Genomic DNA, 21,501 nt, shown 5'->3' on the forward strand with positions numbered 1-21,501 from the left:
TTCCCCGAGAGTTCTCGCCCACCAGGGCGAGGAACGCGTCCTCCAGGCGCCGCCGAGGCACCACCCGGTCCACTCCGATGCCGGCGCGCACCAGCCGCCACCATGACCGCCAGCAGCTACAACCAGAACTACGTGGCGGGCAACGCCAACGACGGCAACGCGTCGACCTACTGGGAGAGCGCCAACAACGCGTTCCCGCAGTGGATTCAGGCGGACCTGGGCGCCACTGTCAGCGTGGACCGGGTGGTGCTCAAGCTGCCACCTGCGGCGGACTGGCAGACCCGTACGCAGACGCTGTCGGTGTTGGGTTCGACAAACGGCTCGTCCTTCACCACCCTGAAGGCGTCCGCCGGCTACACCTTCAACCCGAGCAGCGGCAACACCGCGACCGTCAGCTTCACCGCCGCCAGCACCCGCTACGTACGCGTGCAGGTCACCGGCAACACCGGTTGGCCGGCCGCGCAGCTCTCCGAGGTCGAGGTGTACGGCGCCACAGGCAGCACCGACACCCAGGCACCCAGCGTGCCGGGGAACCTGGCCTACACCCAGCCGGCCAGCGGACAGATCCGGCTCACCTGGTCGGCGTCCACCGACAACGTCGGGGTGACCGGCTACGACGTCTACGCCAACGGCGCGTTGCGGGGCAGCGTCAACGGCTCGACGCTCACCTACACCGACAGCCAGGCGGACAGCGCCACGGTCTCGTACTACGTGCGGGCCAAGGACGCGGCCGGCAACCAGTCGGCGAACAGCAACACGGTGACCCGGACCGGCACCGGCAACCCGCCGACCGGTTCCAACCTGGCGATCGGCAAGCCGATCAGCGCCTCCGGGTTCGTGCACACGTTCGTGGCCACCAACGCCAACGACAACAACGTGGCCACCTACTGGGAGGGCAACGGCAACCCGAGCACCCTGACCGTGCAGCTGGGCGCGAACGCCAGCCTCAGCCAGGTCGTCGTGAAGCTCAACCCGGACTCGGCGTGGGGTGCGCGTACCCAGAACATCACGGTGCTCGGCCGGGACCAGGGCTCGTCGAGCTTCACCACGCTGGTCGGCGCGGCGAACTACAGCTTCAACCCGAACAGCGGCAACACGGTGACGATCCCGGTCTCCGGCGCGGCGGCCGACGTACGGCTCTCGATCGCCTCGAACACCGGTGCGCCGGCCGGTCAGGTGGCCGAGTTCCAGGTCTTCGGAACTCCGGCGCCGAACCCGGACCTGACCGTCACCGGCATGTCGTTCAGCCCGTCCGCACCGGTGGAGACCAGCACCATCACGCTCTCCGCGACGGTTCGTAACGCGGGCTCGGCGGCTTCCGGCGCGACGAACGTCAACTTCTACCTGGGCTCCACCCGGGTGGGCACGGCTTCGGTCGGCGGTCTCGCGGCCGGTGCCTCGACCACCGTCAGCGCCAGCATCGGCACCCGGGACTCGGGCAGCTACCCGCTCAGCGCCAAGGTCGACGAGTCGAACACCGTCGTCGAGCAGGACGACACAAACAACAGCTACACGAACCCCAGCCCGCTGGTCGTCGCCGCGGTCGCCAGCTCCGACCTGGTCGCCTCGGCGGTCGCCTGGTCGCCGGGCAACCCGTCGGCGGGCAACACCGTGACCTTCTCCGTGTCCATCCGCAACGCCGGCAACCAGGCTTCCGCCTCCGGTGCGCACGGCATCACCCTGACAGTGCTCAACGAGTCCGGCACCGTGGTCCGTACCCTGACCGGCTCGTACTCCGGCCTGATCAACGCCGGCGCCACCGTCGGCCCGATCAGCCTGGGCACCTGGACCGCCGCGAACGGCAAGTACACCGTCCGGGTGGTGCTCGCCGTGGACGGCAACGAGCTGCCGGTGAAGCAGGCCAACAACACCAGTGACCGGCCGCTCTTCGTCGGTCGCGGCGCCAACATGCCGTACGACATGTACGAGGCCGAGGACGGTGTGATCGGCGGCGGCGCGGCCGTCGTGGGACCGAACCGGGAGATCGGCGACCTGGCCGGCGAGGCGTCCGGTCGGCGGGCGGTGACCCTCAACTCGACGGGCAGCTATGTCGAGTTCACCACCCGGGCCAGCACCAACACGCTGGTCACCCGCTTCTCCATCCCGGACGCACCGGGCGGCGGTGGGATCAACTCGACAATCAACGTCTACGTCAACGGCACCTTCCACAAGGCCATCGACCTGACGTCCCGGTACGCCTGGCTCTACGGCAACGAGGCCAGCCCGGGCAACTCGCCGAGCGCGGGCGGACCGCGGCACATCTACGACGAAGCCAACGTCATGCTCAACTCCACGGTCCCGGCCGGCAGCAAGATCCGTCTTCAGAAGGACCCGGCCAACACCACCACCTACGCCATCGACTTCATCAACACCGAGCAGGTGGCACCGATCGCCAACCCGGACCCGGCGCGCTACACCACGCCGACCGGCTTCACCCACCAGGACGTGCAGAACGCCCTGGACCGGGTGCGGATGGACACCACCGGCAACCTGATCGGGGTGTACCTGCCGGCCGGCAACTACTCCACCTCGTCGAAGTTCCAGGTGTACGGCAAGGCCGTCCAGGTGACCGGCGCCGGTCCCTGGTACACCCGGTTCAACGCCCCGTCGGGCCAGGACAACACCGACATCGGCTTCCGGGCTGAGAACTCGGCGGCGAACTCTTCCTTCAAGAACTTCGCCTACTTCGGCAACTACACCTCGCGGATCGACGGTCCGGGCAAGGTGTTCGACTTCGCCAACGTGTCGAACATCGTGATCGACAACATCTGGAACGAGCACATGGTGTGCCTCTACTGGGGCGCGAACACCGACTACATGACGATCAAGAACTCCCGGATCCGGAACATGTTCGCCGACGGCATCAACATGACGAACGGGAGCACCAACAACCTGGTCAGCAACAACGACGCCCGGGCCACCGGTGACGACAGCTTCGCGCTGTTCTCGGCCATCGACGCGGGCGGCGCCGACATGAAGGACAACATCTACGAGAACCTGACCTCGACCCTCACCTGGCGGGCCGCCGGTGTCGCCGTGTATGGCGGCTACGGCAACACGTTCCGCAACATCTACATCGCGGACACCCTGGTCTACTCGGGCATCACCATCAGCTCGCTCGACTTCGGCTACCCGATGAACGGCTTCGGCGCCAACCCGCCGACCCGGTTCGAGAACATCTCGATCGTGCGGGCCGGTGGTCACTTCTGGGGTGGGCAGACCTTCCCGGCGATCTGGGTCTTCTCCGCCTCGAAGGTGTTCCAGGGCATCCGGGTCAGCGACGTCGACATCATCGATCCGACCTACAGCGGCATCATGTTCCAGACCAACTACGTCGGTGGGCAGCCGCAGAACCCGATCACCGACACGGTCTTCACGAACGTCTCGATCAGCGGTGCCCGCAAGAGCGGGGACGCCTACGACGCGAAGTCCGGCTTCGCCATCTGGGCGAACCCGATGCCGGAGGCCGGGCAGGGGCCGGCCGTCGGGTCCGTCACCTTCAACAACCTCCGGTTGAGCAACAACGCCGTGGACATCCAGAACCCCACGACAACCTTCACCATCAACCGCAACTGAGCTGGCCGGTAGCCGACGCCGCCGGGGGGTGCACCCCTCCCGGCGGCGTCGCGCCGTGTCGGCCCTCGCCCGCGGCGAACCGGGCCGCGCCGGCAGCCGCGTCCGTGGCCAGCGAGTCCATCCCGTACGCCAACTCGGCCGCCAGCGCCTCCGGCTCGGGCCGTCCCGCGCCGGCCAGCAGCGCCGCCCGGTCGTTGCGCAGGCAGGTCTGCGGATGCCGGGCGATCGCCGCCGCCAACTCCTCGGCTGCGGCCCGCGCCTGGCCAGGTGGCACCAACCGATTGACCAACCCCATCGTGTACGCCTCGTCGGCCGGCACCGGGCGGCCGGTGAGGATCAGGTCCATGGCCCGACTCTCGCCGATCAACCGGGGCAGCCGGACGGTCCCACCGTCGATCAGCGGCACTCCCCAGCGGCGGCAGAACACCCCGAGTGTCGCGTCGGACTCGGCGACCCGCAGGTCACACCAGAGCGCCAGTTCGAGCCCGCCCGCCACCGCGTACCCGGAGATCGCCGCGATCACGGGCTTGCTGAGCGTCATCCGGGTCGGACCCATCGGACCGTCCCCCTCCGGCTCGACCCGGTTGCCGCTCGGTGTGCCGATCGCCTTGAGGTCTGCGCCGGCGCAGAACGTCCCACCTGCGCCCCAGAGCACGGCCACCGCCGCATCCGGGTCGGCGTCGAAGGCCCGAAACGCGTCCGCCAGCGCCCGAGCCGTAGGACCGTCCACGGCGTTCCGCGCGTCCACCCGATCCAGCACAACTGTGGTGACCGCCCCAACCCGCTCCACCCGCACACCCATCCCGCCAGCATGCCGGCCCGGCCCCACCCCCACAATCCCCGTCGATCTTGCACTTGTGGTTGCCGGTTCGCGGCTTGTGCCCCGGATTATGTGAGCAGAAACTGCAAGATCGGCGGCATGGGTGGTGCGGCAGGTTTGTCGCCGACGACCGGTTTGGGACGGCGAACGCCGGGAAGTCGGTACGCGTGCGAGCACTTTTGACGAAAGTTGAGCAGGACTCCCGGCTGGACCGCGCGGGTGACCGGTTGCAGAAGGTCGTCCTGGGGACGCTGCGCCCACGCCGGCTGCGTGACCTGCTGCACGGGGTGACCCTCGGGCATCCGCTGCACCCGGCGATGGTGCAGGTGCCGGTCGGCGCGTGGATCAGCGCCGCGGTGCTGGACCTCATGCCCGGGCAGCGCCGGCCCGCCACCGTGCTGGTCGGTCTGGGCACCGTCAGCGCGCTGCCTGCGGCGATCGCCGGTCTGAACGACTGGGCGGCACTCGCCCGCGACCAGCGCCGGGTCGGCCTGGTGCACGCCGCCGCCAACACCGTCGGCATGACGCTCTACGCCGGCTCGTTGGCCGCCCGGCTGTCCGGCCGGCACGGAATGGGTCGCGCCCTCGGCTTCCTCGGACTCTCCACGGTGAGCCTCGGCGCGTACATCGGGGGTCACCTGGCGTACAAGCAGGGGGCGCAGGTCAACCAGAGCGTTTCCGAGCTGCACCGGATGACCGATGGCTGGCACTCGCTAGCCGACATGGCGACGCTGCCGCAACGCACCCTGATCACCCGAGAGGTGGACGACGACATCTCGGTAATCCTCTACCGGCACGGTGACGAGGTGACCGTGATGTTGGAGCGCTGCCCGCACCAGAGCGGGCCCCTCGGCGAGGGCGAGGTGCAGGAGATCGACGGCCATGCCTGCGTGGTCTGCCCGTGGCACGGCAGCGCCTTCCGGCTCAACGGCGGCGAGGTCGTGCAGGGACCGTCCGGCAACGACCAGCAGATCCTGCCCACCCGGATCCAGAACGGCGTACTCCAGACCCGCCTGCCCTGACCCTCTCCCTCCTCCGGGGCAATGTTGCCCATGACGATGATGCCGCTGAGTCATCAAGATGCCTCAGCGGCATCACGCTCTCCGGGCACCTCGCCTCGGGCGCACTTGCCCTGCCGCTCAGCTGCGTCGGTGTCGGCCGACCGGCGGACCGTCGGGCACGGAGTCCAGGCCGTGCCCGCCGTCGAACAGCCCGCCCTCGTCACCAGCACCGGCCCAGCCCTCGTCACCACTCCAGCCCTCAGCGCCGGTGGCCGTCAGTCCGCCGCCGTGGGGTGCCGTGCCGCCGGAGAGAGCCATCCCGCTGCCGGGAAAGGCCGTGCTGCCGGGAAACGCCATTCCGCTGCCGGCAGGCGGCACAGCACCGCTGGTAGGTGCGACAGCACTGCCGGTAGGTGTCATCCGGCCGCCGCGAGGTCCAAAGCCGTTCTCGCTTGGTGCCGCGCCGCCTTGCCGCGCCGCCGGGGCTTCGATGGCCGCAGCCGCCCGGCTGGCAGCCCAGGCGGCACCGCTTCCGGCCGCCCCACGACTGCCCCGCCGGCCCGCGCCGCCCCGGGATGTGCGGGAGGACGCGGCCAGTCGGGGCGCCGCCCCGGCGGTCGCTGGACGGCGGCGCAGCCCCAGGACTGCGCCGATCTGGGCGCCGACGATGCTCGCCACCGCCAGCACCGCAGAGACAGCCAGCGGGCGGTTCACCCGATCGGCGGCACCGACCCGGGCTGCGCCGACAGTCATCGCTGGTGGTTGGCCCGCTGACTCCGTACCGCTGGGTGGTGCCGGGGCCACCCGCGGCGGTGCGGCCCGCTCGGGCGCCGGCCGGGGCGCGGGCGGCTTGGGCGCTGCGGGCCGGTCGACGAGCCGACCGGTGGCGTGCTGCCGAGCGCCCTGGTCGGCGGCCTCCGTGGGCAGTCGGAGCAGTTGGCCGGGGCGGATCCGGTCCGGGTCGTCGAGCTTGTTCAGCTTGGCGAGCTGTCGGTAGTCGCCGAACTCGTCCAGGTACCGCTCGGCCACCTCCCCGAGGTAGTCGCCCCGCGCCACCCGGTACACCGGCGCGGCCGTGTCCGGCGTCGTCGCGGCTCGGGTCGGCGCGGCCAGTGTGGTGACGGCGGTTGTGCTCGGACTCGCGTACACCGGAGTTCCGTAGACCGCCGCGGCGCTGGCGGCGGCCGGGCTGGCGACCAGGATCAGCGCGATCGAGCCGAGCAGCGCGGCGGCGGCCTTCTGCTGGCGGCCCATCCCGGGCAGCTTCGGTGCCGGTCGGCGCAGGGTCTGTGCGCCCAGTTCGACGAGGACGGAGAAGGCGAACGTGGCCCAGCCGAACCAACCGGCCACCGCCAACGCCCGCAGGAAGAGCTGACCGTCGTCCCGGCTGGTCAGCGCGGTGCCCACCTCGCTGATCGTGGGGAGGTGATCGGGCAGCGGGTTACCCGCGAAGGCGAGCAGCGCGATCGGCGCGCCGACCAGCAGCGCCAGAAGCACCGCCAGTGCGCCGATGCCGGTGAGGATCCGTCCGGTCCGCCGTACGACGGACCCACCCGATACGGGCATGGCTGCCTTCCTTCCTACGGTGTTGCGGTGATGGCACGCGCTGTGGCCTCGCCGGTGACGGTGATCGCCTTCTCCTGGATGAACGGTCCGATCATCGAGCGGTGGTAGGTGATGGAAACGGTCACCCGGATCAGGGTCTCCCCGTCAACCTCGGGGAAGTTCACTGTGTGGCCGGCGGTGTTCACGACGGACAGGTAGTTGGCTACCGCATCGCGCGCCTCCGGCTCGTTGATCCGCTTCGGTCCGCCCTCGATGGCGGTGGCCCTGTCGATGGCCTGACCGCCGGCCCGGGCCGCCTCGGAGGCCAGGTTCTGGGCGTTTTGCAGGGTGCGGAGCTGACCGGCGGCGTCGAAGGAGAGGCCGATGATGGCCAGTACGCCGACCATCGTCACCGCGAGGAAGATGCTCACCCGGCCGTGCTCACCTGCCCGCGAGGGACCGGCAGCCGACGTGGTGGCAGTCATTGCCGGCTCCGGTAACGGTCAAGCGGGGAGGTGAACTGCGCCGAGATCTCCTTCTCGCTCGTCATCCCGGGCAGGATGTCGAGTGTGATGTCCCGGAAGGACACCACGCACTTGAGCGTCACCGTCACAGTGGCGTTCGAGCCGACCTCGCTACTGAAGGCCTTGTCGAAGCTGGACGGGTTGTCGGGCGACCTGCCGGTGAATGCCGGGTCCAGGTCGTTGACGCAGGCCAGGCCGTGCCAGTCCAGCTGGGCCTGGGCGGCCTCCACCGCCTCCTTCCGGGCGGTGCCGGAATCCCGGGAGATCGAGGCGGCGCGGGCGGCGTCGTGCGCTGCCGCGTCGAGCGCCTCAGCGGCAACCGCTGTGCGTCCGACCACACCTGCCAGCACCATCAGCGCGATGAACGCGGGCGCGAGGACAGCCACCTCGATGGAGACCGAGCCCCGCTCGGCGGTACGGGTCATGGCGGGGTCACCCTCTCCACCGTTCCGTGGGCGGTCTGCTGTATCGCGAAGTCCACGCCCGGCACCACTGACAGGGACCGGCCGCTGACAGTGCAGGTCACGTCGGTCGCGGTGGTCACGCAGGTCGGGCCGGCCCTGTCCCAGCCCACCAGCCAACCGCCGGCGGCCCTGAGGAAGCGGGAGGCGCTGTCCACCCCGGCGCCGTTACTCGCCTGGTACGTCCGCTGTGCGTTGACGCCGCTCTGCGCGGCGTTCAACGCCGTGGAGCGGGCGAGGAAGACCGCCGCGACCTGGATCGAGGCGAAGAGCAGCACCAGGATCAGCGGCATCATCACGGCGAGTTCCACCGGGTTGGCACCCCGCTCGCGGTCGCCGGCCGCGAGGCGGTGCCGAGCGGCGATGACCGCTCGACACCATCTCGGGTACGCGGCTCGACGCATCTCGACTACTCCGGGACCGTGTATCCCGGAATACCGTTCATCCAGCCCCTGGCCTTGGTGAGGGCCAGGGCGGTGACGGCCATGGCGACGGCGACCAGGCCGGCGATTATCACCGCGGTGGGCACCGGGCTGTCACCGCGCTCGCCGTCGCGGCGTAGCTCGGCCAGGCGCGTCGTCATCACGACGTGCAGGTAGCTGAGGATGGACATGACGTTCTCCTTCAAGGGGTGGGGTCAGACACGGGCGATGAACGGATAGAGGACGAATCCGAGCAGCACGAAGACGAGCAACGCGCCCGGGATGTCGAGCTTGCTGGTGATCCCCTCGGCGCGAGCCAGGTTGTCGGTGCGGATCTGGTCGCGCAGCGAGTCGGCCCGGCTGCGCAGCGTCTCGTGCACCTGCGCGCCCTCGCTGCCGGAGGAGCGCATGATCGCGCCGACGTCGCCCAACTCGGGAATGCCGATCTTGTCGGCGAGGTCGCGCAGTTCGTCCCAGGGCGCGTGCATCTGCATCTGGGCGATCCGCAGCGACTCCTGAAGCCGGTCGAACACCCAACCGTCGCAGACAGCCGCGGCCCGCTCCAGCGACTGCACCGGCCCGTGCGCGGCCGAGAGCTGCAACGCCACCAGATCGAGGTAGGTGCAGACGGCCTGGCGGAACTCGTCACGGGCGGCGTTGGCCCTGGTCAGCACGGCGCGGTGTGCCAGCAGGCCGGCCAGCAGCGCCAGGCCGAGGCTGCCCAGCACCGGCACGACCAGCGGGAATGGGACGCCGAGCACCCACAGCACCACCCCGAGCACTGTCGGTGTGGCCAACCCGATCAGCGCGGAGAGCAGCACCGACAACGCGTACTGCTCGGAGGTCTGATCGATCAGGGCGAGCTGCATCTGTGGAGGCCGCAACCAGCGGGACATCCCGGTCAGCCAGTCGAGTCGCCGGGACGCGGGCGCGTCGAGGCGGCCGGTGCCCGGCGGCTGATGCAGTCGGCGCAGCGCCGGCCCGAGCGCCGGTGTCGCCGGCACCAGTTCCCGGACCACCAGGAACACACCCAGACCGATCCCGGCGCCACCGCAGACAGCGAGGGCGAACTGCCAGTTCACGATCATGTGAGCCGCCTTTCGCTCGCGACAGCGGGGCCCCGCTGCGCTGCGCTGCCCGCGCTCACGCGATCACCTCGGCGGGGTTGGGCGCCGGCAGGAACCGGGCCGGCCGCTGCGGCTGGCTCATCGACCGCACCCAGGCCAGCAGGCCGATGAAGGCGGCACCGAGGGCGGCCATGATCACCTGCCCGATGGGTGTGCCGTACGGCCTGATGTACTCGGTGTTGATCAGCCCGTACGCCAGGGTCGCCAGCGTCATCCCGGTGAGGAAGCGGACTGCGAACCGGGGCTGGGTGCGCTTGGCCTCGATCTCCCGACGGGTCGCCACCTCCGCTGACGCCGCGCCGGCGATCGAACCGAGCACGTCACCAAGCCGCTCACCCCGGTCCGACAGGTGCAGGATCAGCGCCGCGACCACCTGGTCGCAGACCGGGTCGGCGATCTCGTCGGCGAACGCCAGCAGTGCGGAGCGGGCCATCCAGCCGGCCTGGAGGCGGGCGGCGAGCAGCCGTACCTCGTCCTCGACGCCTGGTGGCACGCTGCCGATGGTCCCGATGATCGACTGCTGGAGGCCCTGCCCGGTGCCGGAGACGTCCTTGAGTCGGCGGGTCCACTCGCCGACGGCCTCGATCCGAGCGATCGCCCGCTGTTCGGCCTTGCCCACCCCGAACAGCCACGGGGTGCCGGGCACCGCCACCGCCACCAGCAGGCCCACCACCGGCAGCCCGGTCAGCAGGAACGCCAACGCGCCGGCGACCAGCGCGGCTACCAGCAGCGCCTGATAGCCGCGCTGCTCGGCCGGAGTGTTGCCCGGCCCGCGCCACAGTCGGCTCAGCCCCGGCCCGCTGCCCGGCTGCGGCCCGGGGGGTCGACGGGTGCCGACCAGGGCGACCACTGCCAGCAGCAGCCCGGCCACACAGGCGGCGCCGGAGACCACCGCGATCAACTCCAGGCTGTCGAGCATCAGGTCACCGCCGGGCCAGTCGGGTCTGCCGAGGCCGCCGCCAGGCACCGGCACCGGCCTCGACCCACCGGGTCAGCAGCCGCGCGTCGTAACCCACCCTCAGCAACTGGTCGCGGACCCGCTCCGGCAGGTGCCGGGGGACCGCACGACCGTCCGGGCCCGGCCCGAAGACAGTGGTGGTGGTGATCCGACCGGCTTCGCCGGCCCCGATCACCTCCTCCACGTGCGACACGAACCGGTGTTTCCGCCCACCGATCGCGGTCTCGTCCTCGATGGTGACGTAGACGATCAGGTCGAGCGCGTTCCCGGCCATCCGACGGGCCTGGTCGACTGTCATCTCACGGCCGTGCGCCAGGGCCAGCTCGACGATCCGTTCACCCACACCGGCGGCGGTACGGGCGTGGATGGTGCACATCGACCCCCGGCTGGTCGTCATCGCCTGGAGCATCGGCACGATCTCCCGGGACCGCACCTCGCCCACGATGATCCGCAGGACGCCCATCCGCAGCGACAGCGGGATCAGGTCGGCGATGGTCACCTCGCCGGCTGGGCGGCCGTCGAAGCCGCGCTCGCCGTGACCCTCCCGCGCCTCGAAGCTCATCACCGCCCGGTGCCGCTCCCGGCGGCGGGCCGGGAGCAGCTCCCGACTCTCCTCCAGCAGCACGTACGGCTCATCCTGCGGGATCTCGTTCATCAGCGCCCGGATGACGGTGGTCTTCCCGGCGCCGGCCAACCCGGCGACCATGATGTTCAGACCGGCGCGCATCGCCGCGCGCAGGAAGTCGCGCAACAGCGGGTCGATCATCTCGTCCAGGTCGCCCCGGGCGCCCGCCAGGTCGTCGAGGCTCACATCCAGTGTGTTGTGCTTGCGGATCACCGCGTACGGGCGGTGGCTGACCAGGAACACAGCGGCCAGCCGGCTGCCGTCGGGCAGTTGCAGGTCGAGGGTGGGCTTCACAGTGGAGAGGGATCGCTCGGTAGCGCCCGCCCGACGGGCCGCCGCCTGGAGGATCTCCACCAGCTCGGCGTCGCTGTCGGCGATCGGCTCGGCCCAGTCCACCCCGCCGCCGTGCCGGGTGATGCGCACCTGGTCGCAGCCGAGGATGTGCACTTCCTCGATGGTGTCGTCGACGAGCAGCGTCTGTAGCCGGCCGAGCCCGACCAGCTCGGCGGTCACCTGGTCGAGCAGCAGGCGTTCGTCGCCGGCGGCCATCGGCGTGCCGGCCCGGCGCACCGAGTCCGCGTACGCGGCGACCACAGTGACGGCGAGTCGGGCCCGCTCGGTGTCCTCCTCGTCGACGGTGAACTCCCGGCCGCGCTGCCAGAGGGTGAGCCGTTCGGTGAGTTCCCGGCGCAGCTCCCGGACGACCTGGAAGTCCATCCGGGCCCGGGGCGGCGACTCCGGCGGCGGGGTAGGTGCGGGCGTGGGCTGCGGCTGCGGCCCGGACTGGTGGTGCCGGCCGTTCGGCACGGCCAGGGGCGGCGCGGTGGAGGTCACTGCCGGTGGCTGCTGACGCGGGTCGGTGGATACCGGCTCAAACCGCATCCGGCACCACCTGCTGCACGGGCCACGCCAACCGGGCCCGTCGCCGTTCCAGCAGCGCCCCGATCGGGACCTCCAGCGCGGCCGCCGCGCGCATCAGTGGCCGACCGGCCCGCACGGTTCCGCCCAGGGCGAGCACCCCTGCGGTACGCGGATCGTGCGGCAGCCGTGCGATGACCGGCAGCTTCAGGGCGCGGCTGATCTCGGCCCGCCCGTGCCCGTCGCCGACCAGCAGCAGCCGCAGGGTGCCCGGGGGCACCCGGTGTTCGGCGAAGTCCCGTTCGATCGCGGTGACCACCGCGCGGGTGCCGGAGAGGTCCGGCAGGTTCGCCCGGGTCACCAACAGCACCACCGAGGCGGCCCGCAGCACCGGCCACGGAGGCCCGGTCACGTGCAGCCGACCACAGTCGACAAGGACGTCGTAGCCGGGGGTGCCGCGGTCGAGGGCGTCGAAGTAGTCGGCGAAGCGCTGCCAGAGCGGGGTGACGCTGCCGCTCTGGGCCGGGTCGACGAGGCCGGGCAGTAGCAGCCGTTCCCGACGGGGTGCGTCCAGGTCGACCAACTGGGACCAGAACGCGGTTTCCAGGTTGCCGTCGCGCAACTCCCCGACGGCCAGCTCTCCGATGCCGCGTGGGCCGTCCAGTTGGCCGCCGAGATATCCGGCGAGGATCGAGCCGCCGGCCGGGTCACATTCGGCGACCACCAGCCGCCGGTGCCAGGCCAGCGCGCAGGCCAGCGCCGAGGTGGTGACGCCGGGCGAACCCTTCGCGGACACCAGCGCGATGATCGCCATGCTCAGGCCGCCTCGGTCAGGACGACGGCGAGCCGTTGCTGCGCGGCGAGCGCCACCACCGCCGGCACGTCACGGGTGAGCAGCGCCAGGTACAGGACCTTGTCGTCGCTGGCCGGGCTGACCATGTCGATGACGGTGGCCGTGAACCGGGTGCCGGCGGCGGCCTTGTCTCCGTCGGCGTCATTGTCCGGAGTGCTGACCAGCAGAACCTTGTCACCGGGGTGCAGTTCGCGGGCCGGCACCTGGGCGGTCTTCAGGCCGAGTGCGATCTGCTGCTGGCCGGGGCCGAGCAGCGGGTCGTCGGTGACCTGTCCCAGGGTGAGCAGCGTGCCCGGAAGCAACGCGACGGCGGCTCGTTTGCCGACCACCTCGTCGAGTCGTGCGGCGGGCACCGGGCGCAGCCCCTGGCCGCCAGCGACCTGCACTGTGACCAGGTCCGCTGCGCTGATCTCCCGGCCCACCTCCACCGGTCGGGCCACCGCCAGATAGCTGCCGGTGGCCCGTACCGAGGTGACAGCGAAGGCCGCGCCCAGCCCGCCCAGGGCGATCAGGAGGACGGCGAGACCGAGCAGACCGGGACGGACCCGGCGTTGGCGGACCACTGTGGGTGGGTTGACGGGTGCGTCCACCGACGGGGTCCCGTTGCGCGTCGCGAGGCTCATCTGGTGACCACCTGAAGTTCGTTGATCCTGATCTGCACGATGCCGCTTCTCCGGGTCTGCGGGATCACCCGCCTTGTGGCGTCGCTGTTGGTCCACCAGCTCACCGTCCAGTGCGTGGTGGCGGTGACGTCGTAGGTGTCTGCCTTCGGGTAGCCCTCGTCGTAGCCGCAGTTCGGGGAGCTGGCACCCGCCCGCGTGCCAGTGGCCTTGTACTCGGTGCCGGCGCCGTGGCAGGTGACCTTCTCGCCGTTGCCCATGTCCCAGACGATCCGGTCGACCTTCGCTTCGATGTAGACGGTCAAGCCTCTGTCGGACTCGTCGGCGTACAGCGGGCCGAAGTAGTTCTTTCCTGCGGTTGCCCACATCCACACGGGTAGGCCGACCAGGCCGGGGCCGATGTCCTTGCGGGGCGCGACCTTCAGCCGGGCCGGCAGCAGGCTGATCTTCGCCAGGGCGCGACGGGCCAGCTCCTCCGGGTCCGGTGGTGCGCCGAAGCCGGCCGGCGGATCGGCCAGCGTCACCATCACCTGCGTACCCAGGTCGCCGCCGTTGCAGGTTTGCAGGTACCACTGCTCACCCTCGGGCGGCTCGACCGTCCCCTCGGTCAGCTTGTAGTAGCACCCGTCGCCGTTGTTGAACCAGCCCAGGTCCTCGTCGTAGCAGGGGATGGTCCGCCCGTTCCACTGGCAGCCGCCACCGCCGCCACCGCCGCCGTCATCTCCGCCCCCACCGTCGTCCCCACCGCCCCCGGGATCACCGGGATTGCCGGGCTCGTCGTCCCAGACGCTGCAGTCGGGTTGGTCGGGTGGGCAGCCCGCCCCCGGGTCGGCCCGTAGGGCGGCGGTGGCGAGCGGGGCCGCACCGACTACCAGCAGGAGCGTGAGGCCGAGCCCGGCGAGCGCCCGTCGGATCGTCGCGGCCCCGCTCAGCACGGCTGGTCCCGGTGCGTCGCGCCGTAGTTGATCAGCCAGCGGCCGTCGGGATAGCGGGTGGCGGTGGCGGTGGAGAGGTGTCTGCCGCCACCGCTGCCCGGGACCGAGCGTTTGTCCTTGGCGTAGACCAGCCGGTAGCCGGTCGTGTCCAGGCAGTCCTGAATCTCCACCGTGGCCGGCTTCGCGTCCAGGCTGACGGCGGTAATGGTCGGGTCGGACTTGATCGTCCCGGTACGCATGGCGCCGTGCTCCTTGGCCTCGCGAATGGACACCCGGACCCGAGTCAAAAGTGGATCACCAAGGAACCGGGACAGTTCCGGCGAACGCGGATCACTGCGCAGGCCCGCCGTGCGCGAGGCCGCGAGATACCCGGAGTACGCGTCAAGCGCCGCCTTTTCGGCAGCGCGCCGGTCAACGTCGGAATCGGTCCGGGGTCCGTTGTCGCGGACTTCCGTCGGCCGTTCGACAGCCTCCCGTCCGCTGGCGCAGGCGGTGACCGGCATCGCCGCCACGCCCACCAGCAGGCAGATCGCCGCTCTTCTGAGCTGCCGTCCGCGCACCGTCGAGCCTCCTCGTGGTCGCCCGGGGCGGTGACGGTTCACCGCCGTCGGGCATGCGGAAGCGCGCCCGGATCAGCACATCCGGAGCCGTTCATTGCGCTTCTGCATTCACCGTTACGGATCTTTTTCAAATTGGGGGTCCTGTGTCGTCCGATGGTGAAGGTGAGGCTTGCGTCACACCCAAGGGGCGAGCATAGGCTGACGCTCGCCGATGCAACAGAGGCAATTCAAGCGAACACTCAGCGTGATGACAGGTGGTGGTGGCGGGTGTCCGCACTGTGCCCCGGGCAATGGGTGAGCGAACTGTCGTTATCTGTGGGGTGCCGCCGGGCCGAATGGGTTGACCGGAGTCGCCTCACCGGTCGCGGGAGTGGGACATCGCGGTCTCATCCCGGCATTCGAACCGCGTCGGCTCACTGTCGGCGGGCCGCCTCGCCCATCGGCACGCCTCACTCGGAAAGGGCTGGAAGCAGGCTCGCAGGCTCTGGTCGGCACGTCGCTTTCTGCGCCATCCGCTACACCGCTGCGAGCGTTCAATCACGATCCGTGTTCGTCATCGCGGGGGACCAGTTGGCCGCAATGGAGGCGACATGGCGCTGACCGGCCCCCCGGAGGCCATCCCCGGTCGGGAGGACCCACCCGATCGGAGCCCGGCAGCACGCACCCGGCTCTCGACAGTGTTCGCGATCCTCGCGGTCAGCCCGCTGATGCGGTTGGCCGCGCTGCGCTACGCCGTACCCCCGGGTCTGCCCAGCCGGCGCGGCTGCGACGCCTGCGGCGCGCCGGTCGGCCTGACCCACCCCTGGCCGGCGCTCGGCCCGGCAGCCCGGTGCGGTCGGTGCGGCGCCCGGGTCGGCCCACCGCCGGCCACCGTCGAACTGGTGGTGCTCGCGGCGGCGGTGCTGCTGGCGCTCGCCGGGCCGCCGGGCGGGGCGCTGCCGGCGCTGATCTGGTGGCTGGGCTGGACCATCCCGGCGATCGTCGTCGACCTGGCCGTGCACCGGTTGCCGGACCGGCTCACAGTGCCCGCGGCGGCCGGGACCTGGCTGCTGCTCGGCGTGGCCGCGCTCGACGCCGACCCGGGGCACTGGCTGCGAGCAGTCATCGGCGGCGCCGGGCTGGCGTTCTTCTTCGCCAGCACCGCGGTGCTGCTCGGCCGCCGCGGCTTCGGGTTGGGCGACGCCAAGCTGGCGCTCAGCGTCGGCGCGCTGCTCGGCTGGTACGGCTGGCCGGTGCTGCTGTTCGGGCTGGTGCTCACCTTCGGGCTCTCCGCCCTGGTGAGTCTGGGCCTACTGGCCACCCGCCGCGCGAACTGGAGCACCCACCTGCCGTTCGGCCCGTTCCTGCTGCTCGGCACAACGGCCGCCCTCCTGCTAACGCCCTGACCCCGCCCCGCCCCGCCCCCGCGATCTTGCATTTTCTGTCCCGGCGTAAGGCGCGTTCCGCTCATATCGACAACCGAAAGTGCAAGATCGGCGTGGCGAGGGGGCGCGCTCTCACTCCAGGTCGCGCTGCCGATCAGGGGCGGGAGCGGCTGGCCAGTTTGGGGACCGGGCCGTCGGGACGGTTGGCCCGGCGGCGGAGCACCTCGCTGGTCGGGCGGGCCAGCAACGGGGTGAGCACCACGGCGACCAGGGCGCCGAGCAGCACGCCAGCGATCACGTCGTGCGGGTAGTGCACGCCCACGAAGACCCGGGAGAAGGCGGCGAGCGCCGCCAGGGGGAGCGCGACCAGGCCGAGTCGGCGGGAGAGTAGCAACGTGGTGACCGCCAGCGCACCGGCGATGGTGGCGTGGTTGCTGGGGAACGACCAGTCGCCCGGCGGTGGGCAGATGCCCGCGATGATCTCCCGACCGATCGTCCGGCAGGGGCGATCCTCGTCCACCACGGTCTTGAGGAACTCGCTGCCCACGTACGCCAGAAGGGTCGGCACCGGCGCGATCAGGGCGAGTGCCCGGTCGTGCGGGCCGCCGGACCGGCGGCTCAGCGCGGCCATCACCAGCAGCGCGCCGAGTAGCAGGATCACCCCCTCGGTGGCGTGTCCGACGAACCACTGCACCGGCTCTGGGCTGCCGGCGGCGGCGTCGACGACGTCGCTGTACCACTCGGCGCTGAGCTCCGGAACGTCAATGCTGCCGTTGTCGACCATGCATCACCTCACTTCACGTTCATACCCTGTTCACCTTGGGGACACCCTAGGAACGCGCCAGAGGGCATCGCTGCTGTCGAAGGTCGGGTGGTCTGCCAGACCTTCGTCCAGGATTCGCACAGCGGGCTCTGGTTGGCTGTCGCACTACGTGGACATCGACAGGAGGCCCAGTGCAGACCGGTTCGGCCACCGATCAACATCGGTCCAGCGCCCCCACTGCCGATGACGAGACCTGGCGGATCCGGCGCACCGCAGCCGACGTGGACCGACTCGGCGAGACCGAGTCGGTCTTCGCGTTGGGCAACGGGTGGATCGGCTGGCGTGGGGTGCTCGACGAGGGTGCCCCGTGCGGGATGCCGGGCAGCTACGTCAGTGGCTTCCACGAGCGGCGCGAGCTGAGCTATCCCGAGGAGGGGTACGCGTTTCCGCAGGCCAGCGACACAGTCATCAGCGCACCCAACGCCGCACTGATCCGGCTCTGGGTCGACGACGAGCCGCTGGATCTCCGGACCGGGACGCTGCGCAGTCATGAACGGGTGCTCGACCTGCGTACCGGCGTGCTGCGCCGGGAGACCGAGTGGATTTCACCGGCCGGGCGGGGCGTCCGCATCCGCAGCACCCGGTTGGTGTCCCTGCCGCGTCGCCCGGTGGCCGCCGTCCGGTACGAGGTCGAACCGTTGGACACCGCCGTTGAGCTGCGGGTCTGCTCGGACCTGCTGGCCAACGAGAAGGTGCCGCAGCGTTCGGACGACCCTCGGGCCGCCTCGGTGCCCACCGACCCGCTGACCGCCGAGACGTACCGTGCGACAGGCCTCGACGGCGTGCTGGTGCACCGCACCGAGCGCAGCGGCCAGCGCGTCGCTGTCGCGGTCAGTCACCTGCTGGAGGGCCCGGGCACTGTGACGACCAGCGGTGACTGCACGCCCGACCGGGTACGGCTGACTGTGGCGGGTCGCCTGCACCCGGGGGAGCGGTTGCGGCTGACGAAGTTCGCCGCCTACGAGTGGGCGACTCTCGACGCGACGCCCGCCGACGAGTTGGCAGCCCTGGTCGCCACCGAGGCGGACGCGGCGCGCGCGGACGGCTTCGACGCCCTGCTCACCGACCAGCGCGCCGCACTGGACGCGGCGTGGCAGGTCGCCGACGTGCGGCTCGACGGCGATCCGGAGCTTCAGCAGGCAGTTCGGTTCGCGATGTTCCACCTGATCCAGGCCGGTCGCCCGGACTCCGACCGGACCATCTCGGCCAAGGGGTTGACCGGCAACGGCTACGACGGGCACGTCCTCTGGGACACCGAGAGTTACGTCCTCCCGGTACTCACCTACCTGGCCCCGGCGGTGGCCCGCTCCGCGTTGAGGTGGCGGCACGCTCACCTGCCCGAGGCGCGGGAGCGGGCGGCCGAACTGCGGTTGAGCGGCGCGACCTTCCCGTGGCGCACCATCGGCGGCCGGGAATGCTCCGGCTACTGGCCGGCGGGCACCGCGGCGCTGCACGTCAACGCCGACATCGCCGACGCGGTGTTGCGCTACGTGGCGGCCACCGACGACCAGCGGTTCCTGACCGAGGCGGGCCTGGAACTGCTGGTGGAGACCGCCCGGCTCTGGCACGGCTTCGGCCACTGGTCGGACGAGGGCGACTTCCACCTGCACGGGGTGACCGGCCCGGACGAGTACGCGGCGCTGGTCGACGACAACGTGTTCACCAACCTGATGGCGAAGCGCAATCTGCGCGGCGCGGCGGACGCCGCCGAGGGACATCCCGAGCTGGCCGGCCGGCTCGGCGTGGACCGTGACGAGGTGGCGGGCTGGCGGGCTGCCGCCAACGCGATGGCCATCCCCTACGACAGTGAGCGCGGGGTGCACCAGCAGGCAGCCGGCTTCACCGAACAGCCCGAGTGGGACTTCGCGAACACCGGTGACGACGACTACCCGCTGCTGCTGCACTTCCCGTACCTGGAGCTGTACCGCAAGCAGGTGGTGAAGCAGGCCGATCTGGTGCTGGCCATGCAGCTCTGCCCCGGTGAGTTCACCGCCGACGAGAAGGCCCGCAACCTGGCCTACTACCAGGCTCGGACGGTCCGCGACTCGTCGCTGTCGGCGGCACCGCAGGCCGTGCTGGCCGCCGAGGTCGGGCACCTGGATCTGGCGTACGACCTGTTCGCCGAGTCGGTCCTTCAGGACCTGGCCGACCTGGGCGACAAGACCGCCGACGGGCTGCACCTGGCCTCGCTGGCCGGCGCGTGGCTGGCGCTGGTGCAGGGCTTCGGTGGGCTGCGCGACGACCGGGAGGTGCTCTCCTTCGACCCCCGGCTGCCGCGCCGGATCGACCGGCTGGCGTTCAGCCTGCGCTGGCGCGGTCACCGGTTGCGGGTCACGTTGACTCCGGCCGAGGCCCGCTACGAGCTGCCCGACGCCGCCGCGGATGCCGAGGTCGAACTGTGGCACCACGGCGAGTCGCTGCGGCTCACCGCTGCCGAACCGGTCAGCCGGCCGATGCCGCCGGTGCCCGACCCCGGCCCGGAGCCGCCCTCCCCGCCCGGCCGTCGCCCCACCCGCCGCTCAGCCGACTGAGCCGCCCCGACCGCCGCAGCTTCGGCTCCGGCCCGCCAGGCTTCGTCCCAGGTCGGCGCGGCGCTGGCTCAGGTCGGGGCGGGACCGCCGGCCATCCGCTCGCGGACGTCCTCCAGCGCCTCGAAGGCGTACGCCCAGTTGTGGCATTTGAAGCTGCGCAGACCGTCGATGGCTGTGTGACAGTCGGAGCAGCGGACCCCGGCGATGGCATCCGGGATCTCGGTGTTGACGTACTTGCGCTCGCCCAGGATGACCGTGGCGATCATGGCCTTGTCGTGCAGGCCGGAGAGCGCCGACGAGACGATGTCGTACCAGGTGATCCGCCGCCGGCACTTCGGGCAGTCGGGTTCGTCGCCGCTGACCCAGAGCGGCGCGCCGATGCTGCGCGCCGGCATGCCGAGCAGTTTCTCCAGCCGCCGGACGTCCGACTCGGGGGTGGTCCAGCGGTGTCGGCCGGGCAGTGATGCGGGCGAGTCGTACACGGCGCGGAACAGGTCGTGGTCGACCTGGACTGTCTCGCGCTGAGCGGTCATCGGCGTCCCTCCTCGTTGAGTCGGTGCCCCCACCGTGGCCAGTGGTGACCATGGGCGCAGCCGGATCAACGACACGAGGGGCCAGCGGGTCGTCGCCGCGGTCCGCCGCTGACAGCGCTTTCGCCTCCGGTGGACGGTCTCGGGTGGTACGACGGACGCAGGGCGTGCGCCAGCGGGAGGAGCGCCGATGGCGAGCAGACCCGAACGGCTGCTGCGGGGCGGCGACTCGCCGCTGAGCGCGTCGTTTCTGGAGCTGTTCTTCGATCTGGCGTTCGTGCTCGCGCTCAGTCAGTTGGCCGCCCACCTGCTGCACGACCTCAGCATGGTCGGCGCGCTGCACACCGCCCTGCTGTTGGCGGGGGTCTGGTGGATCTGGGTGCCCACCACCTGGTTCGCCGACTGGTACGACCCGGAGAGCCCGGCGGTGCGGTGGCTGCTGGTCGGTGCCGCGCTGGGCGCCCTGCTGGCCGGGGTGGCGATCCCGCAGGCCTTGGACGGGCGGGGGCTGCTCTTCGCCGGCGCGTACGTCTCGGTGCACATCGCCCGGGGCGTGGTCACCGCCGTCGGGCTGCGCGGTCATCCGCGGCAGATCCGGACGCTGCGGATCCTGTGCTGGTTCAGCGTCTCGGCCGTGCCGTGGCTCGCCGGCGGGTTGCTGCCGCAGTGGCGGGTGCCGCTGTGGCTGCTCGCCCTCGCCCTCGACCTCATCGGTCCCCGGCTCGGCTGGCCCACGCCGGGGATGGGCCGGACCAGACGGGAGGAGCTGCACCTCGCCGGTGAGCATTTCGCCGAGCGGTACCAGCAGATCATGATCATTGCGCTCGGCGAACTCGTTCTGGTCGCCGGCCTGTCGTACGCCGGCACCGACCTCCACTTCCCACAGACCGTCGCGTTTCTGCTGGTCTTCACCATCGCCGTGCTGATCGGTCTGCTCTATGTCACGCCCGCCGGCCAGCGCCTCGGCCCGGCCATCGAGCGCGCCGACCCGGCCCGGCTCGGCGTGATCACGGGTTATCTGCACCTGGTGATGATCGCCGGGTTGGTGGTCACCGCCGTCGGCGCCGAGTTGAGCATCGCCCACCCCCTGCGGACCGGTGACACGACAGCCGTCGTGGTCATTCTGAGCGGCCCGACGCTGTTCCTCGTCGGGCGGATCCTCTTCTCGGCGGCGATCCACCGGCGACTCTCCTGGCCCCGGGTCGCCGCCCTGTTCGTGCTGGCCGGTGCGGCGGCCGTGCTGCGGTTGCCGCTGTTGGCGGTCAGCGCTGTGGCCACCGGGGTGGCGCTCGCGGTGGTCGTCCTGGATCACGCCGGCATCGGTTCCTACCGCCACCGATCTGGTGCGTAGCCAATAAGCCTGACTAA

General features: G+C 71.0%; 19 protein-coding genes and 1 pseudogene. 5 read left to right on the forward strand and 15 right to left on the reverse strand.

Annotated features, from left to right (window positions below):
• Positions 1-102: 102 nt before the first annotated feature.
• On the forward strand, positions 103-3,576 hold the full coding sequence (locus AB0B98_RS21270; protein ID WP_357364694.1) for a discoidin domain-containing protein: 3,474 nt from the start codon (positions 103-105) through the stop codon (positions 3,574-3,576).
• On the opposite strand, the gene AB0B98_RS21275 is transcribed toward AB0B98_RS21270, so the two are convergent.
• Positions 3,563-4,378 carry a crotonase/enoyl-CoA hydratase family protein gene (locus AB0B98_RS21275; protein ID WP_238672796.1) on the reverse strand — a complete coding sequence of 272 codons (816 nt, stop codon included), beginning with the start codon at positions 4,376-4,378 and terminating at the stop codon, positions 3,563-3,565. The two genes, AB0B98_RS21270 and AB0B98_RS21275, sit on opposite strands and share 14 nt — an antisense overlap.
• A 185-nt stretch (positions 4,379-4,563) precedes the next feature.
• Between AB0B98_RS21275 and AB0B98_RS21280 the strand changes: the two genes are divergently transcribed.
• Positions 4,564-5,418 (forward strand): Rieske 2Fe-2S domain-containing protein, encoded by an 855-nt coding sequence (locus AB0B98_RS21280; RefSeq protein WP_238672797.1) that lies wholly within the window; start codon positions 4,564-4,566, stop codon positions 5,416-5,418.
• Between the two features lie 594 nt (positions 5,419-6,012).
• On the opposite strand, the pseudogene AB0B98_RS21285 reads toward AB0B98_RS21280, so the two are convergent.
• The 12 genes and pseudogenes from AB0B98_RS21285 to AB0B98_RS21340 all read right to left on the reverse strand — a co-directional run.
• Positions 6,013-6,963 (reverse strand): annotated as a pseudogene (locus tag AB0B98_RS21285) (LysM domain-containing protein); the annotation flags it as partial.
• Positions 6,964-6,977: 14 nt separating this feature from the next.
• The gene (locus AB0B98_RS21290; protein ID WP_357364696.1) at positions 6,978-7,427 is read right to left on the reverse strand and encodes a pilus assembly protein TadG-related protein; all 450 of its coding nucleotides are present in this window, start codon (positions 7,425-7,427) and stop codon (positions 6,978-6,980) included.
• On the reverse strand, positions 7,424-7,891 hold the full coding sequence (locus AB0B98_RS21295; RefSeq protein ID WP_357364698.1) for a TadE/TadG family type IV pilus assembly protein: 468 nt from the start codon (positions 7,889-7,891) through the stop codon (positions 7,424-7,426). The genes AB0B98_RS21290 and AB0B98_RS21295 overlap by 4 nt, the downstream gene beginning before the upstream one ends.
• Entirely contained in the window at positions 7,888-8,331 is a 444-nt protein-coding gene (locus AB0B98_RS21300; protein WP_357364699.1) for a TadE family protein, read from the reverse strand. The genes AB0B98_RS21295 and AB0B98_RS21300 overlap by 4 nt, the downstream gene beginning before the upstream one ends.
• Positions 8,332-8,336: 5 nt before the next feature.
• Positions 8,337-8,540 (reverse strand): hypothetical protein, encoded by a 204-nt coding sequence (locus tag AB0B98_RS21305; protein WP_357364701.1) that lies wholly within the window; start codon positions 8,538-8,540, stop codon positions 8,337-8,339.
• A gap of 24 nt (positions 8,541-8,564) precedes the next feature.
• Positions 8,565-9,437: a type II secretion system F family protein gene (locus AB0B98_RS21310; protein ID WP_357364703.1), complete on the reverse strand. Its 873-nt coding sequence runs from the start codon at positions 9,435-9,437 to the stop codon at positions 8,565-8,567.
• Between the two features lie 55 nt (positions 9,438-9,492).
• Entirely contained in the window at positions 9,493-10,395 is a 903-nt protein-coding gene (locus AB0B98_RS21315; protein ID WP_357364705.1) for a type II secretion system F family protein, read from the reverse strand.
• A gap of 4 nt (positions 10,396-10,399) precedes the next feature.
• The gene (locus AB0B98_RS21320) at positions 10,400-11,941 is read right to left on the reverse strand and encodes an ATPase, T2SS/T4P/T4SS family (protein ID WP_357364707.1); all 1,542 of its coding nucleotides are present in this window, start codon (positions 11,939-11,941) and stop codon (positions 10,400-10,402) included.
• On the reverse strand, positions 11,931-12,731 hold the full coding sequence (locus tag AB0B98_RS21325; RefSeq protein WP_357364709.1) for a ParA family protein: 801 nt from the start codon (positions 12,729-12,731) through the stop codon (positions 11,931-11,933). Before AB0B98_RS21325 ends, AB0B98_RS21320 begins: the two co-directional genes overlap by 11 nt.
• Positions 12,732-12,733: 2 nt before the next feature.
• Positions 12,734-13,393, reverse strand: a complete 660-nt coding sequence (locus AB0B98_RS21330; RefSeq protein WP_357364711.1) for an SAF domain-containing protein — start codon at positions 13,391-13,393, stop codon at positions 12,734-12,736.
• Positions 13,390-14,265: a hypothetical protein gene (locus AB0B98_RS21335; RefSeq protein ID WP_357364910.1), complete on the reverse strand. Its 876-nt coding sequence runs from the start codon at positions 14,263-14,265 to the stop codon at positions 13,390-13,392. Before AB0B98_RS21335 ends, AB0B98_RS21330 begins: the two co-directional genes overlap by 4 nt.
• Positions 14,266-14,318: 53 nt before the next feature.
• Positions 14,319-14,885: a hypothetical protein gene (locus tag AB0B98_RS21340; protein ID WP_238672807.1), complete on the reverse strand. Its 567-nt coding sequence runs from the start codon at positions 14,883-14,885 to the stop codon at positions 14,319-14,321.
• Positions 14,886-15,592: 707 nt separating this feature from the next.
• Between AB0B98_RS21340 and AB0B98_RS21345 the strand changes: the two genes are divergently transcribed.
• Entirely contained in the window at positions 15,593-16,270 is a 678-nt protein-coding gene (locus tag AB0B98_RS21345; protein WP_357268402.1) for an A24 family peptidase, read from the forward strand.
• Positions 16,271-16,403: 133 nt separating this feature from the next.
• On the opposite strand, the gene AB0B98_RS21350 is transcribed toward AB0B98_RS21345, so the two are convergent.
• Complete coding sequence (locus AB0B98_RS21350; protein ID WP_357364713.1) at positions 16,404-17,033, reverse strand: phosphatase PAP2 family protein; 630 nt, start codon at positions 17,031-17,033, stop codon at positions 16,404-16,406.
• Positions 17,034-17,203: 170 nt separating this feature from the next.
• On the opposite strand from AB0B98_RS21350, the gene AB0B98_RS21355 reads away from it, so the two are divergent.
• Positions 17,204-19,603 (forward strand): glycosyl hydrolase family 65 protein, encoded by a 2,400-nt coding sequence (locus AB0B98_RS21355; protein WP_357364715.1) that lies wholly within the window; start codon positions 17,204-17,206, stop codon positions 19,601-19,603.
• Between the two features lie 68 nt (positions 19,604-19,671).
• Here the strand turns inward: AB0B98_RS21355 and AB0B98_RS21360 are convergent, their stop codons facing one another.
• Positions 19,672-20,136 carry a hypothetical protein gene (locus AB0B98_RS21360; protein WP_357364717.1) on the reverse strand — a complete coding sequence of 155 codons (465 nt, stop codon included), beginning with the start codon at positions 20,134-20,136 and terminating at the stop codon, positions 19,672-19,674.
• A gap of 187 nt (positions 20,137-20,323) precedes the next feature.
• Here AB0B98_RS21360 and AB0B98_RS21365 point away from each other — a divergent pair, with 187 nt between their 5' ends.
• Positions 20,324-21,484 (forward strand): low temperature requirement protein A, encoded by a 1,161-nt coding sequence (locus AB0B98_RS21365; RefSeq protein WP_357364719.1) that lies wholly within the window; start codon positions 20,324-20,326, stop codon positions 21,482-21,484.
• Positions 21,485-21,501 lie beyond the last annotated feature (17 nt).

The organism is Micromonospora sp. NPDC048947 (assembly GCF_040649495.1).
In the GTDB taxonomy this organism is placed as follows: Bacteria; Actinomycetota; Actinomycetes; order Mycobacteriales; family Micromonosporaceae; genus Micromonospora; species Micromonospora alfalfae.